Below are 21,519 nucleotides of genomic sequence, written 5' to 3'. Positions count from 1 at the left end.
ATAATGCGGGACCTCATCCACCTATTCCTTCATCACATGGACCAGGTCATATGTGAAGCCGCCCCTTATCTCCTCGAGGGCCAGGTCTGCCAGGTTGGCTGCCTTCTCAGCTGTTGGTGCCTTACCGATACCTGCCTTGAGTGCAACGTTTATCTCGTCATCTATTTCATTGAGTATGCGAAGCAGACCCTGCGGTTCGAGGCCGTTGCAGGGGGACATGAAGTTATCCCCACCTATGAAGAATAGAAGGGCGCCCTCCTTTATGAGTTTCTTCATCAGAAAGTGCTGGACTCGGTTAACAATGAATGATGTGTCATAGGCTGGCACAATGTCGGTCATGGTCTCTGTGATGCCATTTATATCAATATGTGCAATCTGCACATAACCCTCATCCACAAGACCATCTATGGCAAGGACCTCCTTCCTGTCCTCTGACTGGGCTCCCCCATGGCTCTGAAGAGCCCTTGAAGCGTTTCTCTGGGCATCATAGGGTGTCTCAGCGGCCCCTACACCCATACTCACGGTTATGGGGTAACGGTTACCTATGGACCTCTGTATCCTTCTGTGGTCCTCCACTCCTATACCATTGGTGATGGCGAGCATATTATCGAATCTTGTGAAGAAAACAAGTCCCTGACGGGCAGCAAACTGGCGCTGAAGGTCAGCGTAAAGTTCTGCCTGGAGTATCTGAAGATCAGCCTCATTACGTGGGGCTGGTGTGACTGTCCATGGCCCATAATTGTCTATCTGAATTAAGGTCATCTGTATCATAATATTTCACCCAAAAGTATTCTGGCCAACATTATTTTATCCCCTATGTTTTCCATGATGGTCTTTGTTATCGTTACCTCTTTTATTAGTTTTTCTATTTCCGTCTTGAGGTTTGAGTCGACCTCATCAATCACCAGCATGTCAAGAAAATCACTGTACATCTCTGCAAGGCCGAGACTTGAGGCCTCATAGCCTTTAGCTTCCATGAATTTCCCTGCTGGCCCGCTGAATGGCCTCCTGCCTATAAATGGTGATACTGCAGATACCTCTGCATCTCTGAGGGCATCCCTAACACCCTCTGTTTTGAGGATGGGTCCTATGGATGTCACAGGATTGGATGGTCCCACTATGACCCTTTCGGCAGACTCAATCGCCTCTAAAACACCAGGTGCCGGTTTAACCCTGCTGAACTGAACATCCAGGACCTCAGGCTCTGACCTCCTCTCCACAAGGAACTCATGGAACCCCATCTCACCCTCATCTGTAATTATCCTGATATCGGATTCCTGGTTGCTCATGGGGATAACCCTTGATTTCACACCCAGGGCCCTGCACTGGTGTTCCACCGCCCTGTGGAGTGGCATTTCCCTTAAAAGGAGGGTTTTCTGTATCTTGAATGCCCGGTCAAGGTCGCCTATCCTCAGGAGCTCCGGGCATCCAAGTTCATGGAGCCTCTCATGGGTTATGAATGTGTCGTCCCGGACCCCATACCAGGTCTCCTCGTTTATTATCCCTGCAAGGGTGTAGATAACTGTGTCGATGTCAGGTGCGACGTAGACTCCCGAGAAATAGTCGTTCTCAACCGTATTAACTATCACCGTAACCTCAGAGGGGTCCACAACCCTCACAATGCCCTGCAGGAGTTTTGGTGTGCCTGTACCCCCAGAGAGGACTGTTATCATTGAACCACCTAATCCCTGAAGACGTCAAGTTTCCGGGGCCTTAAAAGTTCCATTGCGCTGCCAGTGGCGCGGAGGTGCCCCCATGGGTAACCCCTTACTATGACGGCGGGTACGCCCTCATCTGCCTGTCCCATCACAAGGGAGGCTGCGGCTGCCAGCTCATCTGCAACCGCCACCCTGGTTGTCTGGAGGCTCCTGCCATAAAGGTCCAGTTCACCCTTCCTGTCCCACACCGGTGAAATGCCAGCGACTCCAACTGCAACACCGACAGCCCCCTCCCTGAAGGGCCTTCCCTGTGTATCAGAGATTATGACAGCCACTTCCCTCCCTGTGAGTTCCTGAAGACCCTCAAGTATCCTTCTGGCGCTTCTGTCAGGGTCCTCTGGGAGTGGGGTTGCCAGTCCATCCTCAACATTTGACTCGTCAATACCTGCATTGGCGCATACAAATCCGTGCCGGGTTTCGGATACTATGAAGTCATGGCCAACCTTCAGTATCTCAGTGGACTCCTCAAGGATTGCCTCAACGAGTCTGGGGTCCTTACCTGTCCTTGATGCTATTTCAAGTGCCTTTCTGGATGGTTCAATCCTCCTGAGGTCAACGGTGTTGCCCTCTGCCTTTGCCACCAGTGTTTCAGCGATTACTACTATGTCACCATCAAGGAGTTCCATGTTCGAGGATTTCAGGGCGTCCACTATAAGGGCTGCTATGTCATCACCCTCTGAGACAAGTGGTAGACCTTCCACTCCAGTTAGGGTTATCTGCATTTAAGCACCGGAATTCATTTTTCTCCTGTCGCCAGCTTCCAACCGTCTCCTCTGTTGAATGCCGCTGCCGAGGTAACAGGGTGTGTGAATGCCGCAAAATCTCCGCCGCCCAGTATGAACTCTGCAGCCTCCTCTGCATTTCCAGCTTCAAAGGTGGTTTCTGCTGGTTCTGTCTGCTCATAGGTTGATATGTACATTGAAACGCCTTCAGGGACCCTTCTGACATTTATCCCATCCTCTGTAACTATTCCTATGAACGCATCCGAGTCATTGATTGCCGCCGCGATTCTTGGGGTGTTGAGTTCATCCTTCTCATAGTCCATTGTAAGGAGCGAGAAGCCCAGGGCATCCTTCAGATTCATCCCGAGGGATATCTTATCTGCAATGGTATCTGTATGGGAACCGTTGGATACAACCGCAGTCCCATCAACTATCCTTATGCAGTTGTATGCTATGTAGGGGTTTTTGAATACGTCACCCTCACAGCCCTCAACTGGTACAATCGCAACCCTCTCGTCAAGGAGCCTTGCAGTCCTGTTTGGGAAGGATCTGCTTGAGACCCTGTAAGCCACGAAGGATCCGCTGCTGTTTCTTCCAACTGCCAGTATTCTTCCAAGATACATCATATCACCTGCAAAATTATGATGGTGTTTTAACCGCCCTGTCGACCGGAAGGTCAGGTGGTGCTGTTATGATTATTGCCCCCTCCCTGGGCCTTATTATTATTTCACCCTCATCTATGACCCTGGTGTGGACCGCCACCGCACTGTTCTTTATGTGGCTGGACATGTCAATGCCATTAACCGTTACCCGCCTCAGGCCTGCGACAGGTATGAGGTAGTACTCTGATGGCCCGGTGTTTTCACTTATCTGGGGCTTTCCTGATGCCTCACCTGCCCCTCCTGAAAAGGTGGTTGTTACCACAAGGAAAATCAGTATTGTGAAGAGTATATCGATGAAGGGGACCATGTTAAACTTTGGCCTTCCATGGACCTTGTTCCTGTACCTCTCTGTATCCAGGACCATTTTATCACTGCCGCAGCTTACTTTCAATGATCTCGGCGCTCTTACCGCACCTTTCGAGTATTATGTTGTTTATGCTCTTCTCAAGCATGCTGGGCTTGAATGCCACCACAAGGTTTGCCTCAGGGTCATCAACCGTCCTCACGCTGACAACACCATCCGATTCCATGAGGGCCTCGACCACATCATCGACGTCTCCATCAACCCTTATCCTCATGATGGCGTACCCCCAGTTTGTCATCTTCTTTATGAGTTCAATCTTGTCTATCTCATCGTCTATCCTGCCTGTTATGTAGGAGTAGAGGGGCATGAGGATTATGGCAACTGCCAGTCCAAGTATCGTGGTTATAAGTGCAACATAGATCCCCTCAGCCATTGCAGCAGGATCAGCGTTAACACCCAGGGCCCTGAATGTGTACCATATCCCTATGACGGTCCCTATAAGACCCAGCATTGGGGCGACCTCTATTATTGTCCTGAGAGTCCCGAGACCCTTTGTCATGTTGCTCATCTCAACAATGAAAACACGTTCCATCGCATCCTCAACCTCTGAACGGTTCCTGTAGCCTATCTTAAGGGCCTCTGATATTATCTTTGATACTGGATTCTGGTACTGCCCTATCTCCCTGAGTGCCTCAAGTGCTCCGCCCTTCTCCATGGATTCATTGACCTTGCCTATTATCTGGGGTGTGCTAACACGCGAAATCTTCCTTAGGTAGTGTATTTTCTCAATGGAAGTGATAAAACCATAGATGCCTGTGATTGCTATTATGTATGTTATTACACCGCCACTGCGGAACATTTCAAGTACTGTCCCAAAGAAGTTGAAGACTGGTTCGAGAAACATTTTTCTGCCTCACCTGATGGGTATTTACCGGAGAGGATATATTTAAAAATAGTGGTCTGGCTGTATTATGATTAAATCAGTTTTTTCTCCTCTTCTGGACCGTGGCCCATGACTTTCTCTGATTAAATCAGTTTTTTCTCCTCTTCTGGACCGTGGCCCATGACTTTCTCACGAAGTCCGGGAGTTCATCGTAGCTGAGTGATTCCAGAAAAGCCCTGGTGCGGGGGTCGCTGGGATAACCGGAACCCATGTCCCCCAGTTTTCTGTTCAGCTTCTGTATCCTCTCTATTTCAAGGTCCCTTTCAACCTTGGCGATTATTGAGGCCGCTGCAACGGGGTAATACTTTGCATCTGCACCGTGCTCGGCCTTCACCTCGATGTCCCCGAAGTGGGACCTTATCTCCTCAGCCAGCCTCTCTGGTTTAACATCCACTGAATCTATTATGACAGAGTCCGGCTGTGCCTCGGCTATTATCCTCTTTATTGCTATCTTCTCTATCTCATTTAGGTTGAAGCCCTTCTCACGCATCGTGTCAATATCCGATGCCGATATCTTAACCGTGAACACCCTTGAGATCCTTCTTATCTTCCGGGCAAGAAATTTTCTCCTCTCGGGTGTGAGCTTCTTTGAGTCCCTTATACCCATTTTCCGGAGTATCGAGAACTTCCTCTCAGGGACCATAACACCCGCCACGACAAGGGGACCTATTACAGGACCCCTCCCCGCCTCATCAATTCCAAGAACCTTCATCAGATCAGAAAAAATAATTATTTCATTGCCTTGAGCCTTACCTCAGGTTCAAGTGCCCTTGGTTCTGCAGCAACTATTGCGGCTCCCTTGGCAACCACTGTCATGGGGTCATCTGATATCTCGGCAGGAATGCCAACCTCGTCCAGTATCCTCTCCCTGAGGCCCCTGAGCTGTGAGGTTCCACCCACAACAACAGTCTTGTTGTAGACCCCTGAGATGAGTTCAGGTGAGAGCCTTTCAAGTACCGCTGCTATGGAATCCACTATACCCTTTACAACAGGCTCGGCAGCCTCTGCAACCATTTCAGAGTCAATTTCAACCTTTTTAGGTTTGTTTGTCTCCATGCATTTGCCTATAACCACTGTTTTGAGGTTTTCAAGGTCCTCATTACACTTGACCATCCCAACCTCTATCTTTGCCTTCTCTGCCTCATGGATGCCTATCTCAACATTGTACTTCTCCTTCACCAGTTCAACAAGGTTGGTGTCAATATCATCCCCGCCGACCCGGATTGTCTCAATGTCGGTTATGCCTCCAAGGGATATCACGACAATGTCACTGGAACCGGCCCCTATGTCAACAACCATGGTCCCTGACGCCTCTGCTATGGGCAGCCCGGCCCCTATGGCAGCTGCAAGGCCCTCACTTATAACCAGGACATAATTTGCCCCTGCCTTCCTTCCTATCTCCTCAACGGCGTTTCTTTCAACCTCTGAGGCATCCCCGGGTATACCTATAACTATCCTGTCAATGGAATCAGAATCTCCTGCCCCCATCTCCATTGCATATACAAGGAGTGCCTCTGCCTGTGCAACGCTCTCAATAACACCCTTCCTCAGTGGTCTCACAGCAATTATGTCCTCGGGAGTTCTTCCGAGCATCATCTTTGCCTCTTCACCCACTGCAAGGACATATGATGGGTCCTCCTTCTTGACGGCCACCACAGAGGGAATCTTGTAGATATCAAATTTATCCCCTGCGGGTTTGGCAACCACGGTGTTGAGGGTACCCAGGTCTATTCCGAGTGTATTGGTGATTGCACTCTTCCTTTCCTGTTTTTCTTCAGATTTCTTCTTCCCAAATGAAAACATGCTACTCCTCCTCAAATATGTCTCTAAAGTCAACTGCAAATATGTTGTTGCGGGATGCTATCTCATTTATCCTCTCAACATCCCCTGATTCATGAACAGAGATAAGCAGTGTCACTAGGACAACGTCTGTAACCTTGAAGAGGGGGTCGATTATGTTCCTTATAAATCCCGGGAGCCTCTCTGTAAGGTAGACATCTGTCTCTATAAAACCGCTCGTTCTGTCCTCAAGGATGAAGGAAAAACCTATTTTATTCTTTTCAGCCTCCCCTGCAAACCTTTTCATATAGTTCTCAGGGGCGACAAGAAGCACAAGGTTGGGCTCGTTCTCAACGTAATATGGGGCTATCTTTATATAGGCCCCTCCCTTTTCCTTGCATATAAGTGAAAGATCTCTTATTTTGTTGCTTTCGCCATAAAGCATTATCAAATCAAAGCGTTTTCTTAAAAAGGAATCCTTGATGGTAACGTGTTCCCTGAAGAGTATCTTTACAAGATCCCTGGATGTGATTGCTTCATATGCCACAGAGTTGACCATCTCCTCATTACCTGCAATCACACACCACAGCCTGTCTGAACTCTGGGCTGTTGAAACCTGTGCTGCCTTTCTGAGAACCTTTATCTTACTCTCTATCATCACCATCACATCTACTCTAAAAGGAACTTAAAAGAAAGTTCCCCTGCTCCAGAGGAAAACACATGCATATCAATCACAGATTACATTTAATCTTCAGCACATGACTATATATATGTTTCACTAATAATTATTCAACATCCAGTGAGGTGCTGATTTCCTGAAATACCACAGCCCTGTGAGGTTCATTACAGTTACTGATGAGTGTAAAACAGAGTGTTACTCTGCAAAAGGGTCTTCATGCGCCTCTACAACATAATAGGTGAATTGTGTGTTTGTGAAGGGCGTTGCAAAAAGAGCCAGTTTCCTCATAAGTGTGGCCACCATTCCATTTCTCCTGGGCTACCACGCGGTCAGTATACTCATGTTCAGCCTCATAGCATTCATGATGCAGTTCTTCAGGGACCCTGAAAGAAATATTCCCTCTGAAGATAACATCATCGTTGCCCCCGCAGATGGTAGGCGTTTATCCGGCAAGATAGACCGTATAAAAAGGGTAGGGTCCGATTATCCCCTCATTGACAGGATATTCCCCAATGGTGGTGAGGCTATTCTCATAAGCACCTTCATGTCACCATTTGATGTTCATGTGAACCGGGCCCCTGTTTCGGGAAGGGTGATATACACAGAGCATACTGACGGTAAATTCAGGGTTGCACGTTCACGTGTCCTCACCGAAAATGAAAGGAACCTGATCGTGATAGAAACAGAGCATGGCAATGTTGGGGTGGTGCAGATAGCAGGGTTCATTGCACGGAGGATCGTTCAGTACGTCAATGAGGGAGACTATGTTGAGCGGGGGAGCCGTATAGGTATGATAAGGTTCGGCTCAAGGGTAGACCTTATACTGCCAGAAAACTGTGAGGTGCTTGTGAAGACCGGTTCAAGGTCTGTTGCCGGGGAGACCGTGGTAGCAAGGTTCGTAAAGCCTAAATCAGACCGCAAAAATTAATTAGTCAGACACAACCATATACAACTCTGCAGGTGGCGCTGATGAATGACAAGAAGATAACATCCTTCATATCATTACCTGATGTTTTATCGATTTTAAATGCCTCTTCAGGCTATTTTTCCATTTTAATGTCCATTCAAGGGGCTTTTAGTGCTGCATCTATTCTGATGCTTTCGGCTGTCATTTTTGATTCACTTGATGGGTGGGTCGCACGCCGAACCGGTAGAGTTGATATTCATGGATTTGGCAAAAACATGGACTCCCTTTCAGATGTAATCTCATTTGGTGTTGCTCCAGCCATTTTTATCTACCTAACAAGTGCCCATTTTCGATATATTAATATATTAGTAGGTCTCTTAATAGTAATATGTGGCATACTGAGACTCTCAAGATTCAATGTTCTCACAGGGGGTGGGAAGAACTTCACGGGACTTCCAATACCCGTGGCGGCGGTTGTTGTATCATCATTTTATCTCACAGGATTCTACAGTGAGAAGGTTGTGGGGGCAATGCTGCTCGCTGTCGGTATCCTCATGGTCAGTAGCATTGAATACCCTCGTGTGGGGGGTAAAATGGCCTCTATTGCTTTCATACTCATAACAGCAGCAATTGTAACAGGCATAACTGAAATTCTCACTGTTCCCACAGCAATCATGCTTTTTATGGCCACTGTGGCATACATTGCAGTGCCTATAACACCAATGAGACGTGATCTGAATGCTTGATAAGATTAAAGGTAATGAAAAGGGGAATAAGAATAATCCTCCTGATCTCCGGAAAAACAACAGAAAAGGTGACTCAAAAATTGGAGACAAACTCAAGGGACTTGTGGGTAAATTCGGTGGCGGTGAGGGCTCGGACAAGAAAAAACCCAGACCCATGCCAAAACCCAGGCCCCGGCTGAAAACCCCTGAAGAGCCAAAGGCCAGAAAAGCCCCTGAAAAACCTCTCAGGGGTGGTGAACAGCCTAAGCCCAGACTTACACCACCACCCAAACGACCTGGAGGCCCATCAGGAGGTATAGGTCGGAAAATTCCAGATGAGGACCAGAAAACCCTCGTTGGTGCCCTTGTCTTTGGTGTTATTCTAATGGTCCTTGCTGGTGCAGGCTACTACTTCTTAGTCTACCAGCCATACCAGGAGGTGCTGCAGAACGCCAAGGCCACAAAGATCGCTGAGGTGGACGCACTCTTCAAGGGCCCCCTTGCAACCGACCCCCAGAAGCAGGCCATACTTGCACAGATAGATGCCGCTGTTACACCCGAGGAGGCCCTGGCGGTTGATGTTGTGGGTCCCGCAACACAGTCATGGCGTACCTATCAGAACCAGCAAATAAATATAAAAAAGGACCGTGTTGGCAGGGTCATGGTTAATTACACAGATAACGACCAGCAGAAGCGTGTGATAATGAAGGTTGCTGATGCAAAGAAATTTGTGAGCCAGGCCGATGCAACCGTGCTTGCAAATACACAGATCCAGACCCCTGATACCGTTGCTGTGCCAATAATGATCACGAGACTGCAGGCGGCAGGCGGCCTTATAAGTGTGGGTAACATGGTCGACGTCTACCTCAACCAGAACGCCACCGAGAACAATACATCAGCTGCAGCATCAACACCAAGAATAAGCGGGGCTACTGTACTTGCAATTCTTAGATCCAAGGACAGCGGTACAGTGGACGCGCGCATACTAAACACTCAGCGGTTAACACTAAACACAATAACCTCACAGAGCGAAAATGAAAGAACATCATCAACAGATGTGGAGCAGCTCCTGCGGGCGGCTGCCTCAGGTGGTCTGAATGAAGCCGAGATCAATGCCATACTCCAAAACTACGGTATAAGGCTGTCCAACTATGAGAGGTCATCAAATCTGGGAGAGCTTGATGCCAACTACCTCATAATACTCGAGGTCCCAAGGGAGGATGTCCTCTTCCTGATACAGAACATGAACAGCATCGTTCTGACTGTGCCAACACAGAACGCCCCTGACTGGATGATCAGGGAGCTTCAGAGCATATACGGCTGACTAAGCCAAAAAATTTATTAAATTTTTATTTAATATTCTAGGTGGGGATGTTTATGAAAAAATGGGTGTATGTTGTTATAGCTGCTGTGTTCATGCTTTCCATTCTGGGAGTCTCTGATACAGGGTCAGCTGCCAAGGAGACATGGGTTTCTGAAAAACCATCTGCAACCAGTTTCAGGTTGAAGGACCTGACCGCTGTTATAACCGTAAAGATAAAGAACAATGACAACAACGTCCAGTACTTCAAGATAGGGCAGGTATACCAGGGAAGCCTTTCAGAGAACAGTACAATTAAATGGCTCATCCAGTGGACGAATCCAGCGGCGGTTAAAATGGTCAAGTCAAGGACGCCTGAACTGGGGGGTGACTACGGCTGGAAGGTGAAACCTGGGGAGACAAAAACAGTGTCATTTGGCCTCAGGGCCACGGGGGATATGGGTGAGATACCCAGTTACATCGTTAATGTTGAGTCAGATAACAGCAATTACTGGCCACTTATAAATGAGCCTGGCCTCATGTCCTCATGGTTCATGCCCAATGAGATAGAGGTCCTAAACCCATCACTGGATCTCAGATACTGGAAGGGGACCTTTGGGTTCACTCTGATCAACATCGATGAAGAGAAGGTTTCAGGTATCGTGAGGGCCCCCATTGCCCCTGCAAACTCAAAACTAGTGTACAGTTCACCCAAGGCATTTGTGGATGATGACCTCTTTGTGAGCACACAGGTTGCTGCATGGGATGTCACAATGGACCCGGAGACCTCACAGAGGTTCGTATACACCTACGAATGGCCCGCTAAGGTAAGCGGAGGTAACGGTTCAACCAGTGGTGGAGGCTATTACCCGCCAGGCACTCTTCAGGGGACAACCGGTTCATCATCTGTTCCAGGTGCTAAGACAGGTGCCCCCTACGGTCCACTGGTGATAGGTGTGCTTGTGACTGCAGCCGCAGTTGCCTACACAAAGATCATACGTTAATCATCCCACCTTAACTTTTTTATGGGGACATTCATGAGGCTGGCAACTTTTCTGATAATTGCAGGCATGTTCATAGTGTCGCTCTACGCCCTTCTTGAGGTGAGTTTCTATTCCTCACAGGTAATTGTTCAGAACCCTGACATCAGGGCTCCGGTCATTGAGATACCATCCATTAACCTTGAGGAGACCATCAACAACCGATCCGTTTTCTATGGAGTCTACCATGAACCCATGTCCTACCTCCCTGGTAACAGAACCGTCATACTCTTCGGACACAGGACACTCTACGGCTCACCCTTCCTGAACCTTGATAAGTTGAAGCCGGGGGATGAGGTCAACCTTAACTGGCCAGGGGTTGGCCTTGCGACTTACAGGGTTAATCGATCATTCATCGTGCCAGCATCCTACCAGATATCCGTGAATCAGGGGGCGAGGCTATTTCTCATCACATGCCACCCCCTTGGATCAACAAGGGAGAGACTGATAGTTGAGTGTAAACTTGAAGGCATAAAGCCCTACCAGAGAAACCTCAAGGTTGAGAACCCCAAGAGGTACTATGCGCTACTCATAATACTCGGATTCCTTGGGGCTGGTCTTCTGATCACCAGACTCTATCCTGTTTATGAAGATAGGAGACTTCTCCTTGCAGCGGTAATCAGCCTCACACTCTTCCTGCTGCTGGGTTACATCTTCCCGATCCCCCCAGAGTTCATATCAGAGAAACTCATTGAATTCAACAGCATATTTGGACTTTAGTGAAGCTTAAGGTGTTTAAAATGAGAGAACCTGGAGAAGAGTACTTTTCAAATCTGTCAGACAGGGAAAGGGCCATATTTGAGGGCGGCATAAGTATGGGTGCCCTCTTCCACCAGTTCGTTGGAACCCCTGTTAACCTTGAAACCGTTGAAGTCCTTGAGGGTGCAATTGCCGAATCAATAAAGCTCCAGCCGGCAATCAGGGATGCAGAGGTCCATATAGACAGAGGCATGGTAAGGGAGGCTACTGGAGAATTTGGTTATGTCTCCCTCACCGGTGAGATGCTAAGGGTGAGGTTAGACGTTGAATATGGTTCATCAAGGATAACGATCTGCCTCGAGTACCTCGATGAACTGAGGTATCCCCTCATGTATGTGAAGGATTGATGTTGTAATGGCTGCGAATCTGCATCCAGCTGCATGAGGTGTCCCTCATGTATATAAAGGATTGATAGTGAAACTTCAGGGTCCGCACTGATGGACCAAAAAATCTATCTTGATTAATTATTTAAATTCTGAAAGCAAAGCTATGATAAGAACATTGATGGAAGATTACCATGATAAAGATAGATTCAGATCTCTGTAAGGGATGTGACATATGCAGGGAGTTCTGCCCTGAAGGTGTCTATGTCAGGTCAGAGGAACTCAACAGGAAGGGAGTGCATGAACCCATCCCTAAAAATCTGGATAAATGTACGGGATGCAAGCTATGCATGCTAATGTGTCCTGATCAGGCGATAGTGGTGTATGACGATGACTGAGGAGTACTTTATTCAGGGAAACGATGCCTGCGCCCGTGGTGCCATAAGTGCCGGCTGCAGGTTCTTTGCAGGTTATCCCATCACACCATCAACAGAGATAGCTGAAGAAATGGCTGTTCTCCTTCCAGGGGAAGGTGGAGTCTTTGTTCAGATGGAGGATGAGATAGGTGCCCTCGGGGCAGTTATAGGTGCTGTGTGGGGTGGTGTTAAGGGAATGACCGCCACCTCAGGGCCGGGCTTTTCCCTCATGCAGGAACATGTGGGATACGCTGCCATGACAGAAACCCCCCTTGTGATCGTTGATGTCCAGAGGGGTTCACCCTCAACAGGACAGCCAACAATGGCATCCCAGAGTGATATGATGCAGGCACGGTGGGGTTCACATGGGGACTATGAAATAATAGCCCTCTCACCATCCTCTGTGCAGGAGTGCTTCGATTTCACTGTGAGGGCATTCAACCTTGCAGAGGAATACAGGGTGCCTGTGGTGGTCCTCAGCGACGAAATAGTTGGCCATATGAGGGAGAAGATAACCATACCCGACAAGGTGGAGATCAGAAAGAGAAAGTCGCCCACAAGTCCCCCCGGTGAGTTCATCCCATTCAAACCCCAGGGAGACTTCGTCCCTGAGATGCCAGCCTTTGGGGATGGTTACAGAGTACCTGTGACGGGACTCACGCATGATGAGAGGGGTTACCCTGATGCTTCAAACCCTGAGGGCCATGAGAAACTCGTGAAGAGACTCTGTGACAAGATACTGAATCACAGAGATAAAATAGTGGATGTCCAGAAGGGCTGGACAGATGATGCAGATATAACAGTCATCTCATATGGTGCCCCCTCACGTTCAGTTGCAACCGCAGTTAAGATGGCAAGGTCCGAGGGTGTGAGGGCAGGTTACATCAAGATAAACACGCCATGGCCGTTCCCTGAGACTGAAATTCGGGAAGCCGCTGAATCATCAAGGAAGCTTCTGGTTGTTGAAATGAACCTGGGGCAGATGTTCTATGAGGTTCAGAGAGTTGCCTCAGGCATGGCCGAGGTGGAACTGCTTCCAAAGATTGGTGGTGAGATCCACCGCCCCGATGAGATCCTAAACAAGATTATGGGGATGAAATGAAGGGTGCGCAGATGAATGTAAGAAACAAGCCCACCACTATAATGATGAAATGAAGGAGTGTCCAGATGAATGTAAAGGAAAACCCATACCTCAAGTACCTCAGAAGGGACAGGCTCCCCCACATATTCTGTGCAGGCTGCGGTAACGGGATAGTGCTCAACACTTTCTTTAAGGGCATGGAAATGGCTGGAGTTGACTTTGACAGCATTGCAATGGTTTCAGGTATAGGCTGCTCATCAAGGATCCCTGGTTATGTTAAATGCGACTCGCTCCACACAACCCATGGTCGGCCCATAGCCTTCGCAACCGGACTCAAACTTGCCAACCCCTCCCTGAATGTTGTGGTGTTCACAGGGGATGGTGACGCCGCAGCCATCGGCGGAAACCATCTCATACATGGGGCAAGAAAGAATATTGACCTCACAGTGATCTGCATAAACAACAGCATATACGGAATGACCGGGGGGCAGATAAGCCCCACATCCCCGGAGGGGAGTTTCGGTACCACAGCCCCATACGGTGCACTTGAGGACCCATTTGATCTCTCTGAACTCGTCAGGGCCGCAGGTGCAAGTTACGTTGCAAGGTGGACAGCTGCCCACCCGCTGCAGCTTGCAAACTCCATAAAGAAGGGACTCAAGAACAGGGGTTTCTCATTCATAGAGGCTGTTTCACAGTGCCCAACCTACTTCGGAAGAAAGAACAGGATGCGTTCCCCGGTTGAGATGATGAAATTCATGAAGGAAAACAGCATAAACCGGCGGAAAGCCCTCAAAATGGATCCCGAAGAGGTCGAGGGAAAACTCATCATCGGTGAATTTGCTGATGCCCCACGCCCTGAACTATGCGACAGGATCTATGGAATGATTGAAGAGAAATCAGGAAAAATTGATATAATCAAATCAGCCTACAGAGATGATTGAAGTGAGGAAGGAAATCAGAATTGCTGGATTCGGTGGTCAGGGGGTCATACTTGCAGGAATAGTTCTGGGTAAAGCTGCAAGTTTATATGATGGCCTTTACGCTGTACAGACCCAGTCCTATGGACCCGAGGCAAGGGGTGGCGCCTCAAGGGCTGAGGTTGTTATAAGTGACGAGGAGATAGACTACCCCAAGGTCCAGAGCCCTGACATACTCGTTGCAATGTCACACCAGGCACTTCTGACCTACATGGATGATCTCAAAGCCGGCGGAACCCTCATCGTCGACCCTGACATGGTCATCGAGAATGAAATCCAGGACTTCGTGGAGGAGAGGAACATCAGTTACTTCCGTGCACCTGCCACTAGGACAGCCGAGGAAAAGGTCGGTATAACCATCGTGGCCAATATGGTGATGATAGGGGCCCTCACAGAGGCCACCGGAGTTGTAAGTGTCAGGGCAGCTGAGGAGGCCATAAAGAACAGTGTGCCTCCAGGTACTGAGGAGAAGAACATCATGGCATTCCAGGCAGGTCGTGAACTCATCATGGAGGGACAGAAATGAAGTTTTACGAGTACAGCGCCAAGGAACTCTTCAGGAGTGAGGGCATACCCGTCCCAGAGGGATCCGTTGCCAGGACCCCCCAGGAGGCATCGGAGGTCGCTGAGAATATTGACTCAGAGGTGGCCATTAAGGCACAGGTCCTAACCGGTGGCCGGGGAAAGGCGGGGGGTATAAGATTTGCAAAACCAGAAACTGCGGCTGATGTTGCTTCTGATCTCCTCGCATCCCGGGTTAAGGGTGAGGAGGTTAAATCTGTCCTGGTTGAAAGGAAGATTTCCATCGACAGGGAATTCTATGTGAGCGTCGTTATTGATAGGGCGGCCAGGATGCCCCTTATAATGGCAAGCAGTGAGGGCGGGGTTGATATTGAGGAGCTTGCAGCAGAATCCCCCGATAAGATAGTGCGTTACCATGTAAACCCCCTTGACGAGTTCCTCCCCTACGAGGCAAGGGAGATCGCAAGGAAGATGGGTCTTGAAAGTGAACTCATACCAAAGGTGGGGGCTGTGATATGGAAGCTCTACCATCTCTTCAGGAAGTACGATGCGAGGCTTGCCGAGATAAACCCTCTTGTACTTTCAGGTGATGATGTTATTGCAGCAGATGCAAAGCTTGAGGTGGATGATGACTCCATCTACCGTCACCGTGAATTCATGGAACTGGATGAGTATGAACCGGAGGAATTCGCCTTTGTTAAACTTGACGGTGATATTGCAGTGATAGGGAATGGTGCTGGCCTTACCCTCACCGCCATGGACCTCATAAAACTGAAGGGGGGTGAACCCGCCACCTTCCTTGATATAGGTGGTGGTGCCTCAGAGGACATCATAAGGAGGGCCATAAACCTGGTAATATCCCACCCTGATGTGAAGGTGGTGTTCCTGAATGTGCTTGGCGGTATAACAAGGGCAGATGATGTTGCAAGGGGTGTTGTGAATGCCCTGAAGGATGCCGAGAGGGATGTGCCCCTTGTAATAAGGCTCACAGGAACCAATGAGGAGGAGGGTCAGAGGATACTCAAGGATGCGGGGATTCCCTTTGAGACTTCCCTTGAGAGGGCCGCTGAGAAGGCTGTTGAAATATCAAAGGCCCTCTGAAAGAATATTTAATTTTTCATGACCAGGCTGCAATATTCAGATACACCATCTAATTTAATTTCCATGAGCTACTGCTCCAGGGCATCTATGAGTTCATCGAGCCATCTGAGCCATTCAGTGTACTTCATGCTGGGGTATGACATGTCTGCATTTGGATGCATGTACCTGCAGAGGGTCACTGTTTTAAGGTGGGGTGCAAAGGCCTTGAGGGTTGAAAGGCCCTGTGAACCTATGTAATATGGGACACCTATGAAGCATACAAGGTCATAGTTGCCATTTCCATCGAAGCCCTCCCAGTCAGGATTTTTGAGGTTGTTTACAAGTTCGATTACCCCTATTATGTTTTTCCTTCTCAGTTCATTTAGCCTGAGACCTGATCCTCCGGTTAGGGCAACATCCATTTTCCCTTTTTTTATTATTTTAACTATCCTGTCCAGTATATCATGGGGAAGGTCATTTACCAGTGACCCCACCACCATGAGTGGTCTTTCAGACTTTTTTATGGCCGATGCAACCATTTCAGGGGGCATGACGGTCGCATTCCTTATTGATGTTAGAGCTGGATTCCATGCGGTCATGCTTTCACAACATTTAAATACTTCCTTTACAATTATAATGATTAATAATGATATTTATAGTTGATGGCATATGGTGACAGCATGCCCAGAGCATCAAAGGATATAATAAATGTTAAGGGATTTCACCTTGAATTCGGTGAAATTGACGAGTACCTCAAAAGAAAGTCATACTATGGCAAGAGGGTATCTGTGGACTACGATGAGCTTAGAAAATGGGACCTCAATCTCCTATCCTATTTCAAGCCATTCTATGCACCCCTCTGTGACCTATGCTGCATGTGCACCTACGGCAAATGCGACCTTCTAGGTAAGAAGGGTGCCTGCGGTATAAACCTCGAGAAACAGCAGGCAAGGGAGGCCCTATCAACTGCAGTTATAGGTGCATCGGCCCATGCAGCCCATGCAAGGCACCTCGTTGACACCCTTATCGAGAAAAAGCCCACATCAGAACTCCATTATGATAGTTCAATAGACATAAAGACACCAATATCCACCACAGTAACCGGTATAGAGCCTGAAACACCAGAGGACCTCGACAGGATAATGACATACATAGAACGGGAGCTCACAAATCTCATTGCCTCAGTTCATACCGGCCAGGAGGCTGAAGTAACCGATTTCGAGTCAAAGGCCCTCCATGCTGGTATGTTAGATACCATGGCGCTTGAACTGGCCGATATAGCACAGATAAACCAGTATGGACTCCCCACAGGTAAAGCAGATACACACATGCTGGAAATTGGAATGGACGTTATAGACAGCACAAAACCTGTCATACTCTGCATAGGACACAACATAGCGCCCTCAGCTGAGATAATAGACTACGCAGAGGATATCGGTGCTGAGGAGGAAATAGAGATCTGTGGCCTCTGCTGCACAGCCATGGAGATGGGAAGGTACTCAAAATCATCGAAAATAGTTGGGCCCATATCAAGGCAGCTCACCTTCCTCAGATCAGGCATTCCAGATGTGGTTGTACTGGATGAACAGTGCATACGCTCAGATGTATATGAGGTGTGCGGTGAAATGGGGATGGTTGTGATCGCAACAGGTGACAAGTGCAGTATGGGCCTTGAGGATATGAGTGAAGAGAACCCCTACAGGATAATAAACCGGATACTGCAGGAAAAAATACCAGGGGTTCTTATAAAGGATGGAAAAAAAGGTTGCCATGGTCGCTGTGAACCTTGCACTTCAGCTTACCCGTGGCAGGGACCCCGAAACATCAGGCCGTTTCAGGGTGAACTGTGTGAGGTGCTCGCCCTGTGATTCAAACTGCACGCCATCCAGGAAACCCGAAAAACAGAAAGATATTGACCTGAATTCAGTGCTGGGATACTGTGAACTCTGTGGGGAATGCAACCGTGTCTGTCCGGCAATGCTGCCCATCATGGAGGCAATAGATGATGCAAAGAATGGTGGCCTCCGCGCCATAGGGACCCTCTATGAAAGCTGCAGTGGCTGCGGCCGGTGCATGGAGGTATGCCCTGTGGGAGTGCCAATCCTGGATATCATAAGAGAATCACGTGGAGAAACCCCTGAAAGATTCCTCATAAGGGCCGGCAGGGGGCCGGTACAAGATATAGAAATAAGGAGGGTTGGTGCCCCTATAGTTTTCGGTGATATACCCGGCGTCATATCACTTGCAGGATGCTCCAACTACCCCTCAGGTGAAAGGGATGTGCAGATAATCGCTGAGGAGTTTCTTAAGAGGGGCTATATAGTACTTGCAGCAGGATGTGCGGCCATGGATATAGCCCTCACACATGATGATGAGGGCAAAACACTCTATGAAAAATACCCTGGAGACTTCGATAGGGGAGGACTTCTCAACCTCGGCCCATGTGTCGGGAACTCCCATGCAATTGGAAGCGCCATAAAGATAGCCAATATATTCGCAAGGGTGCCCATGAAGGGAAACACCGTTGAAATAGCAGATTACATACTCAACAGGATAGGTGTCTGTGTGATAGGATGGGGTGCCATGTCACAGAAGGCATTTGCAATAGTCACAGGTGCAAACAGGTGGGGAATACCCGTCGTCCTGGGACCCCACGCATCAAAGTATCGCAGGCTTTACCTGGGTGAATCCAGCCCAAGGGTGATAAGGGATAAATCTGATGACAGCATGGTCCCATCTGAACCGGCCCCACCCCACCTCACCTACGCGGCGGAGAGTATCAACGAATGCCTTGTAATGGCTTCAAAGATGTGCATAAGACCCAACGACACACCCCGAGGGCGAATGGTGAAGCTAAGCAACTACGTTGACCTCCACCTGAAATATTACGGCGATCTACCCGCAGATATTGACCTCTTCGTAAGGAATGAGAGGGAGATCCCCTACAAGCATAAAGATGATATACTGGAGATACTGAGGAAAAAGAACTGGAAACCACGTGAGCCGGTAAAGGAGCCCACAATCATCAGGTGAATCCCATGGGCGGAATAGTAATTAAAAATGAGCTGATGTGCTCAGGCTGTGGCCTCTGTGTCAGGGCCTGCCAGCAGGTTCATGGCAAGAAAAAAATGAAGTACGCAGAAAAACCTGTGTTCTGCAGACAGTGCAGCGACGCCCCCTGTTTAAGGGCCTGCAGGGTTGGCGCCTTTAAGATAATAAATAAGATTCCTGTCATTGACCCTGAAAGGTGTGTTGGCTGCAGGCTCTGCCTTGAGGCCTGTCCTGAAGGATGCATAATATTTGAAGATCTGGTGGCAGACAAGTGCGTCCTGTGCCTTGATGCTGACGTTCTGATTCCGGCATGTATTGAGGCATGCCCCAGCAGTCTTCTCAGAGTGGAAATCAGCAAACACCACTGAATGATCCTCTTCACAGCCTCATGGGAGTTGAATGATAGGGGGACCATGTCATCGCAAAGATCACTGAATGGTCCTCTTCACAGTGACGGTATGTGCCATTACCAGGGCGGATATTATTATATAGGTGAGCAGGGCCGATGAGTTAAAGGACCTGTTGAATATGAAAAGGCCCACCAGGCTCTGTGAGAGAAACGCTGCGAGTGAACCTATGAGAAGGGCCTCCCTTCCCAGGTACATTCTGCTCCCATTGAGCCTCTGCTCCTGGTATTTTTTAAGAACCCTGAGGCCAGAGAAGGTGACTATCATGACCCATCCTAGGAGGAAGAGCAGACCAAAGAACCCTGCATCAAAGGCCACCGCAAATATACCTGGCAGCATGTAGTCTATGTAGTCCTTCTTTACAACCAGAACACCATAGAATATGTGGTAGGGGAGGCCAAGGTTCTGTATCATGGTAACTGGAAGTGTGATGTAACCATCGGCGCCACCAAGGCAGGCTGATTTCCAGTAACATGACCCCTGGACATGCCCCCAGAATGTGGTATTCTTAAGTACCAGCGAAAGGCTTGGGATGGTGTTCTCCTCAAGCCTTGTGATCCTGAGCATGGGGCTTAGAACACTTTTATGGAGAACCTTCGATAGGAACTCCATCAGTGCAAATGCTCCTGCACCTGCAAGAACAAATGATAGAACCGATTTTTTGGTTATCCTTGTGCTTCTCCTGAAACTCTTTGACATGAGCAAGTACCCGAAAGCCCATCCGAGGAGCCATAAAACCAGGAAGGAGCGGTGCATGAGTCCCCCTGCAATTGCTATTATGAAGAAGAGGAGCAGGGAGAGTTTCTTAACCGATGTAGACCTTATACCTGCCTCTGTGAGGAGATTTGATGATGCCACCATTGTAACCCAGAATAGAACCGCAAATGGGCCAAAGGGGTGTGTGAACTCGTGGTGTGAGAGGAATGGAAGGAGGAGAAAGGCGGCGTCAAATGAGAATATTAGAGCCAGTATAACCGTTATTACCGTTCCAAGGAACATCACAAGACTCAGAGGCACTGCAACCACATTGAAGAGGAGTATTATGCCAACGTGGATTATCACTGCAACTTCAAGTATGAACTGAAGGTTATTCTGAGCTATAAACATGATATGGATATTGTATTAACCTACAATATATATCATTCTCCGATGCGGCCATCTGAATTGATGGATCACCAGGCCATGGACAGAGAAAGTAACTGAAATGATGCCATCCCCTTGATCAGTGAGCATGAACAAAAAAGAGTTTATGGGGACGTCATCCCCACAATGTAGTCATAGATGCTCTGGAGAAATGCATAGATCTGATCAAGGATCCCTGATCCTCCAAACTGCTGACTCACACTTTCAAGCCTTTGTTTAAATTCCGTGAGGTTTCCCTGAACCCTCTGGGATGCTGAAACCGAATCTGCAACCTGCTGAACTTGATTTTCTGTTAGGTTGATATTCATCTGCTGTGAAACATCAACGACAATGTTCTTTATCTCATCAGGGTTCTGAAGGTTCTGATCCTGTGTTCTGTTCTTGACCTCATCAAAGAGCTGTGCCACCTCATCACCGGTTGCGTTGGTTTCATTCACAAGCCTGCTCTGGAGGTAGATCTCCTCAACAGATGCCTTCTTGGCCTCTTCAGGTATTTTTTCACCCACAGCAACCTCATATGACTTCAGGACACCTGCAAGGGCTGCCTCCCCTGAGGCAGGTACCGGGGATGTTACAACCACGTAGCCGCGGTCAATACCAGATGACCTTAGGGCACTGGCATACATCTCAGGGGTCACGACCCTTATTTTACTGGTATCCACAGAAACCTTGATTCCCTCTGAGTATGAGAGGTCAACCATGGCACAGGAAAGTATCTGTGATGGCGAATATACACGACCTGTAACTCCTTTAGAAACCTCATTTACCTCAGATGCTGTTACAATCTTTATATTTGCGCTATTGATATCCTTATCGGTCTTTGACTTGAAGTAGTCCATCACCGCGTTCCGGTATGATGGGTTGCTGTCTGTTGCCTCCCCGAGTGTCACAGAGAACCCTGAGACCGCGAACACCGGTGCGGTTACCATGAATGTAACCAAAAGCGCAATTATAAGTCGTCTCATAACAATACCTCCA

General features: G+C 48.4%; 26 protein-coding genes. 14 read left to right on the top strand and 12 right to left on the bottom strand.

Features of this window, described 5'->3' with window-relative positions; all coding sequences use genetic code 11:
* Positions 1-21 precede the first annotated feature (21 nt).
* The 9 genes from FVF72_RS06525 to FVF72_RS06485 form a co-directional block, all read right to left on the bottom strand.
* Positions 22-771, bottom strand: coding sequence for a GTP cyclohydrolase III (locus FVF72_RS06525; protein ID WP_013296198.1), 750 nt, complete (start codon positions 769-771; stop codon positions 22-24).
* Entirely contained in the window at positions 768-1,673 is a 906-nt protein-coding gene (cofD, locus tag FVF72_RS06520; RefSeq protein ID WP_147671587.1) for a 2-phospho-L-lactate transferase, read from the bottom strand. The genes FVF72_RS06525 and cofD overlap by 4 nt, the downstream gene beginning before the upstream one ends.
* A gap of 8 nt (positions 1,674-1,681) precedes the next feature.
* Positions 1,682-2,440: a coenzyme F420-0:L-glutamate ligase gene (locus tag FVF72_RS06515; RefSeq protein WP_147671585.1), complete on the bottom strand. Its 759-nt coding sequence runs from the start codon at positions 2,438-2,440 to the stop codon at positions 1,682-1,684.
* Positions 2,441-2,454: 14 nt separating this feature from the next.
* Positions 2,455-3,063 (bottom strand): IMP cyclohydrolase, encoded by a 609-nt coding sequence (gene purO / locus FVF72_RS06510; RefSeq protein WP_147671583.1) that lies wholly within the window; start codon positions 3,061-3,063, stop codon positions 2,455-2,457.
* Positions 3,064-3,079: 16 nt separating this feature from the next.
* Complete coding sequence (locus FVF72_RS06505) at positions 3,080-3,466, bottom strand: biopolymer transporter ExbD (RefSeq protein WP_147671581.1); 387 nt, start codon at positions 3,464-3,466, stop codon at positions 3,080-3,082.
* A 4-nt stretch (positions 3,467-3,470) separates the two neighbouring features.
* The gene (locus FVF72_RS06500) at positions 3,471-4,310 is read right to left on the bottom strand and encodes a MotA/TolQ/ExbB proton channel family protein (protein ID WP_147671579.1); all 840 of its coding nucleotides are present in this window, start codon (positions 4,308-4,310) and stop codon (positions 3,471-3,473) included.
* Positions 4,311-4,437: 127 nt separating this feature from the next.
* A complete protein-coding gene (gene rnhB, locus FVF72_RS06495; RefSeq protein ID WP_147671577.1) occupies positions 4,438-5,061 on the bottom strand; it encodes a ribonuclease HII in 624 nt (207 codons plus the stop codon).
* Between the two features lie 17 nt (positions 5,062-5,078).
* Entirely contained in the window at positions 5,079-6,152 is a 1,074-nt protein-coding gene (locus FVF72_RS06490; RefSeq protein WP_147671576.1) for a rod shape-determining protein, read from the bottom strand.
* Between the two features lies 1 nt (position 6,153).
* Entirely contained in the window at positions 6,154-6,792 is a 639-nt protein-coding gene (locus FVF72_RS06485) for a hypothetical protein (RefSeq protein ID WP_255503667.1), read from the bottom strand.
* Positions 6,793-7,054: 262 nt separating this feature from the next.
* On the opposite strand from FVF72_RS06485, the gene FVF72_RS06480 reads away from it, so the two are divergent.
* The 11 genes from FVF72_RS06480 to sucC all read left to right on the top strand — a co-directional run bounded on the left by FVF72_RS06480 (position 7,055) and on the right by sucC (position 15,961).
* A complete protein-coding gene (locus tag FVF72_RS06480; protein ID WP_013296207.1) occupies positions 7,055-7,735 on the top strand; it encodes an archaetidylserine decarboxylase in 681 nt (226 codons plus the stop codon).
* A 41-nt stretch (positions 7,736-7,776) separates the two neighbouring features.
* Positions 7,777-8,460: an archaetidylserine synthase gene (locus FVF72_RS06475; protein WP_147671574.1), complete on the top strand. Its 684-nt coding sequence runs from the start codon at positions 7,777-7,779 to the stop codon at positions 8,458-8,460.
* Positions 8,453-9,763 (top strand): DUF515 domain-containing protein, encoded by a 1,311-nt coding sequence (locus FVF72_RS06470; protein ID WP_013296209.1) that lies wholly within the window; start codon positions 8,453-8,455, stop codon positions 9,761-9,763. The genes FVF72_RS06475 and FVF72_RS06470 overlap by 8 nt, the downstream gene beginning before the upstream one ends.
* Positions 9,764-9,816: 53 nt before the next feature.
* Entirely contained in the window at positions 9,817-10,743 is a 927-nt protein-coding gene (locus FVF72_RS06465) for a hypothetical protein (RefSeq protein ID WP_013296210.1), read from the top strand.
* A gap of 33 nt (positions 10,744-10,776) precedes the next feature.
* Complete coding sequence (locus tag FVF72_RS06460; RefSeq protein WP_013296211.1) at positions 10,777-11,499, top strand: class E sortase; 723 nt, start codon at positions 10,777-10,779, stop codon at positions 11,497-11,499.
* Positions 11,500-11,519: 20 nt separating this feature from the next.
* Positions 11,520-11,885 carry a dihydroneopterin aldolase family protein gene (locus tag FVF72_RS06455; protein ID WP_147671570.1) on the top strand — a complete coding sequence of 122 codons (366 nt, stop codon included), beginning with the start codon at positions 11,520-11,522 and terminating at the stop codon, positions 11,883-11,885.
* Positions 11,886-12,055: 170 nt separating this feature from the next.
* A complete protein-coding gene (locus tag FVF72_RS06450; protein ID WP_147671569.1) occupies positions 12,056-12,259 on the top strand; it encodes a ferredoxin family protein in 204 nt (67 codons plus the stop codon).
* Positions 12,252-13,379: a 2-oxoacid:acceptor oxidoreductase subunit alpha gene (locus FVF72_RS06445; protein ID WP_013296214.1), complete on the top strand. Its 1,128-nt coding sequence runs from the start codon at positions 12,252-12,254 to the stop codon at positions 13,377-13,379. Before FVF72_RS06450 ends, FVF72_RS06445 begins: the two co-directional genes overlap by 8 nt.
* Positions 13,380-13,444: 65 nt before the next feature.
* Positions 13,445-14,302, top strand: a complete 858-nt coding sequence (korB, locus tag FVF72_RS06440) for a 2-oxoglutarate synthase subunit KorB (protein WP_013296215.1) — start codon at positions 13,445-13,447, stop codon at positions 14,300-14,302.
* 1 nt (position 14,303) lies between these two features.
* Complete coding sequence (locus tag FVF72_RS06435; RefSeq protein WP_013296216.1) at positions 14,304-14,864, top strand: 2-oxoacid:ferredoxin oxidoreductase subunit gamma; 561 nt, start codon at positions 14,304-14,306, stop codon at positions 14,862-14,864.
* The gene (gene sucC / locus FVF72_RS06430) at positions 14,861-15,961 is read left to right on the top strand and encodes an ADP-forming succinate--CoA ligase subunit beta (protein ID WP_013296217.1); all 1,101 of its coding nucleotides are present in this window, start codon (positions 14,861-14,863) and stop codon (positions 15,959-15,961) included. The genes FVF72_RS06435 and sucC overlap by 4 nt, the downstream gene beginning before the upstream one ends.
* A 68-nt stretch (positions 15,962-16,029) precedes the next feature.
* On the opposite strand, the gene cdhB is transcribed toward sucC, so the two are convergent.
* Positions 16,030-16,539, bottom strand: coding sequence for a CO dehydrogenase/acetyl-CoA synthase complex subunit epsilon (gene cdhB / locus FVF72_RS06425; RefSeq protein ID WP_147671567.1), 510 nt, complete (start codon positions 16,537-16,539; stop codon positions 16,030-16,032).
* An 81-nt stretch (positions 16,540-16,620) separates the two neighbouring features.
* On the opposite strand from cdhB, the gene FVF72_RS06420 reads away from it, so the two are divergent.
* From FVF72_RS06420 to FVF72_RS06410, 3 genes are read left to right on the top strand one after another with little or no spacing between them, the layout of a single operon-like run.
* Positions 16,621-17,808, top strand: a complete 1,188-nt coding sequence (locus FVF72_RS06420; protein ID WP_187239621.1) for a hypothetical protein — start codon at positions 16,621-16,623, stop codon at positions 17,806-17,808.
* Positions 17,693-18,973 (top strand): 4Fe-4S dicluster domain-containing protein, encoded by a 1,281-nt coding sequence (locus FVF72_RS06415; protein ID WP_147671563.1) that lies wholly within the window; start codon positions 17,693-17,695, stop codon positions 18,971-18,973. The genes FVF72_RS06420 and FVF72_RS06415 overlap by 116 nt, the downstream gene beginning before the upstream one ends.
* 5 nt (positions 18,974-18,978) lie before the next feature.
* Positions 18,979-19,359, top strand: a complete 381-nt coding sequence (locus tag FVF72_RS06410; protein ID WP_147671561.1) for a 4Fe-4S dicluster domain-containing protein — start codon at positions 18,979-18,981, stop codon at positions 19,357-19,359.
* Positions 19,360-19,419: 60 nt separating this feature from the next.
* On the opposite strand, the gene FVF72_RS06405 is transcribed toward FVF72_RS06410, so the two are convergent.
* Together FVF72_RS06405 and FVF72_RS06400 are read right to left on the bottom strand one after the other, a co-directional pair.
* Positions 19,420-20,505 (bottom strand): hypothetical protein, encoded by a 1,086-nt coding sequence (locus FVF72_RS06405; RefSeq protein ID WP_147671559.1) that lies wholly within the window; start codon positions 20,503-20,505, stop codon positions 19,420-19,422.
* A 140-nt stretch (positions 20,506-20,645) separates the two neighbouring features.
* Positions 20,646-21,506: a DUF1002 domain-containing protein gene (locus tag FVF72_RS06400; protein WP_147671557.1), complete on the bottom strand. Its 861-nt coding sequence runs from the start codon at positions 21,504-21,506 to the stop codon at positions 20,646-20,648.
* Between the last annotated feature and the right edge of the window lie 13 nt (positions 21,507-21,519).

The organism is Methanothermobacter sp. KEPCO-1, assembly GCF_008033705.1.
Taxonomy (GTDB): Archaea; Methanobacteriota; Methanobacteria; order Methanobacteriales; family Methanothermobacteraceae; genus Methanothermobacter; species Methanothermobacter marburgensis.
The sequence above is the reverse complement of the archived record's forward strand: the minus strand, read 5'-3'. Positions and strand labels throughout refer to the sequence as shown.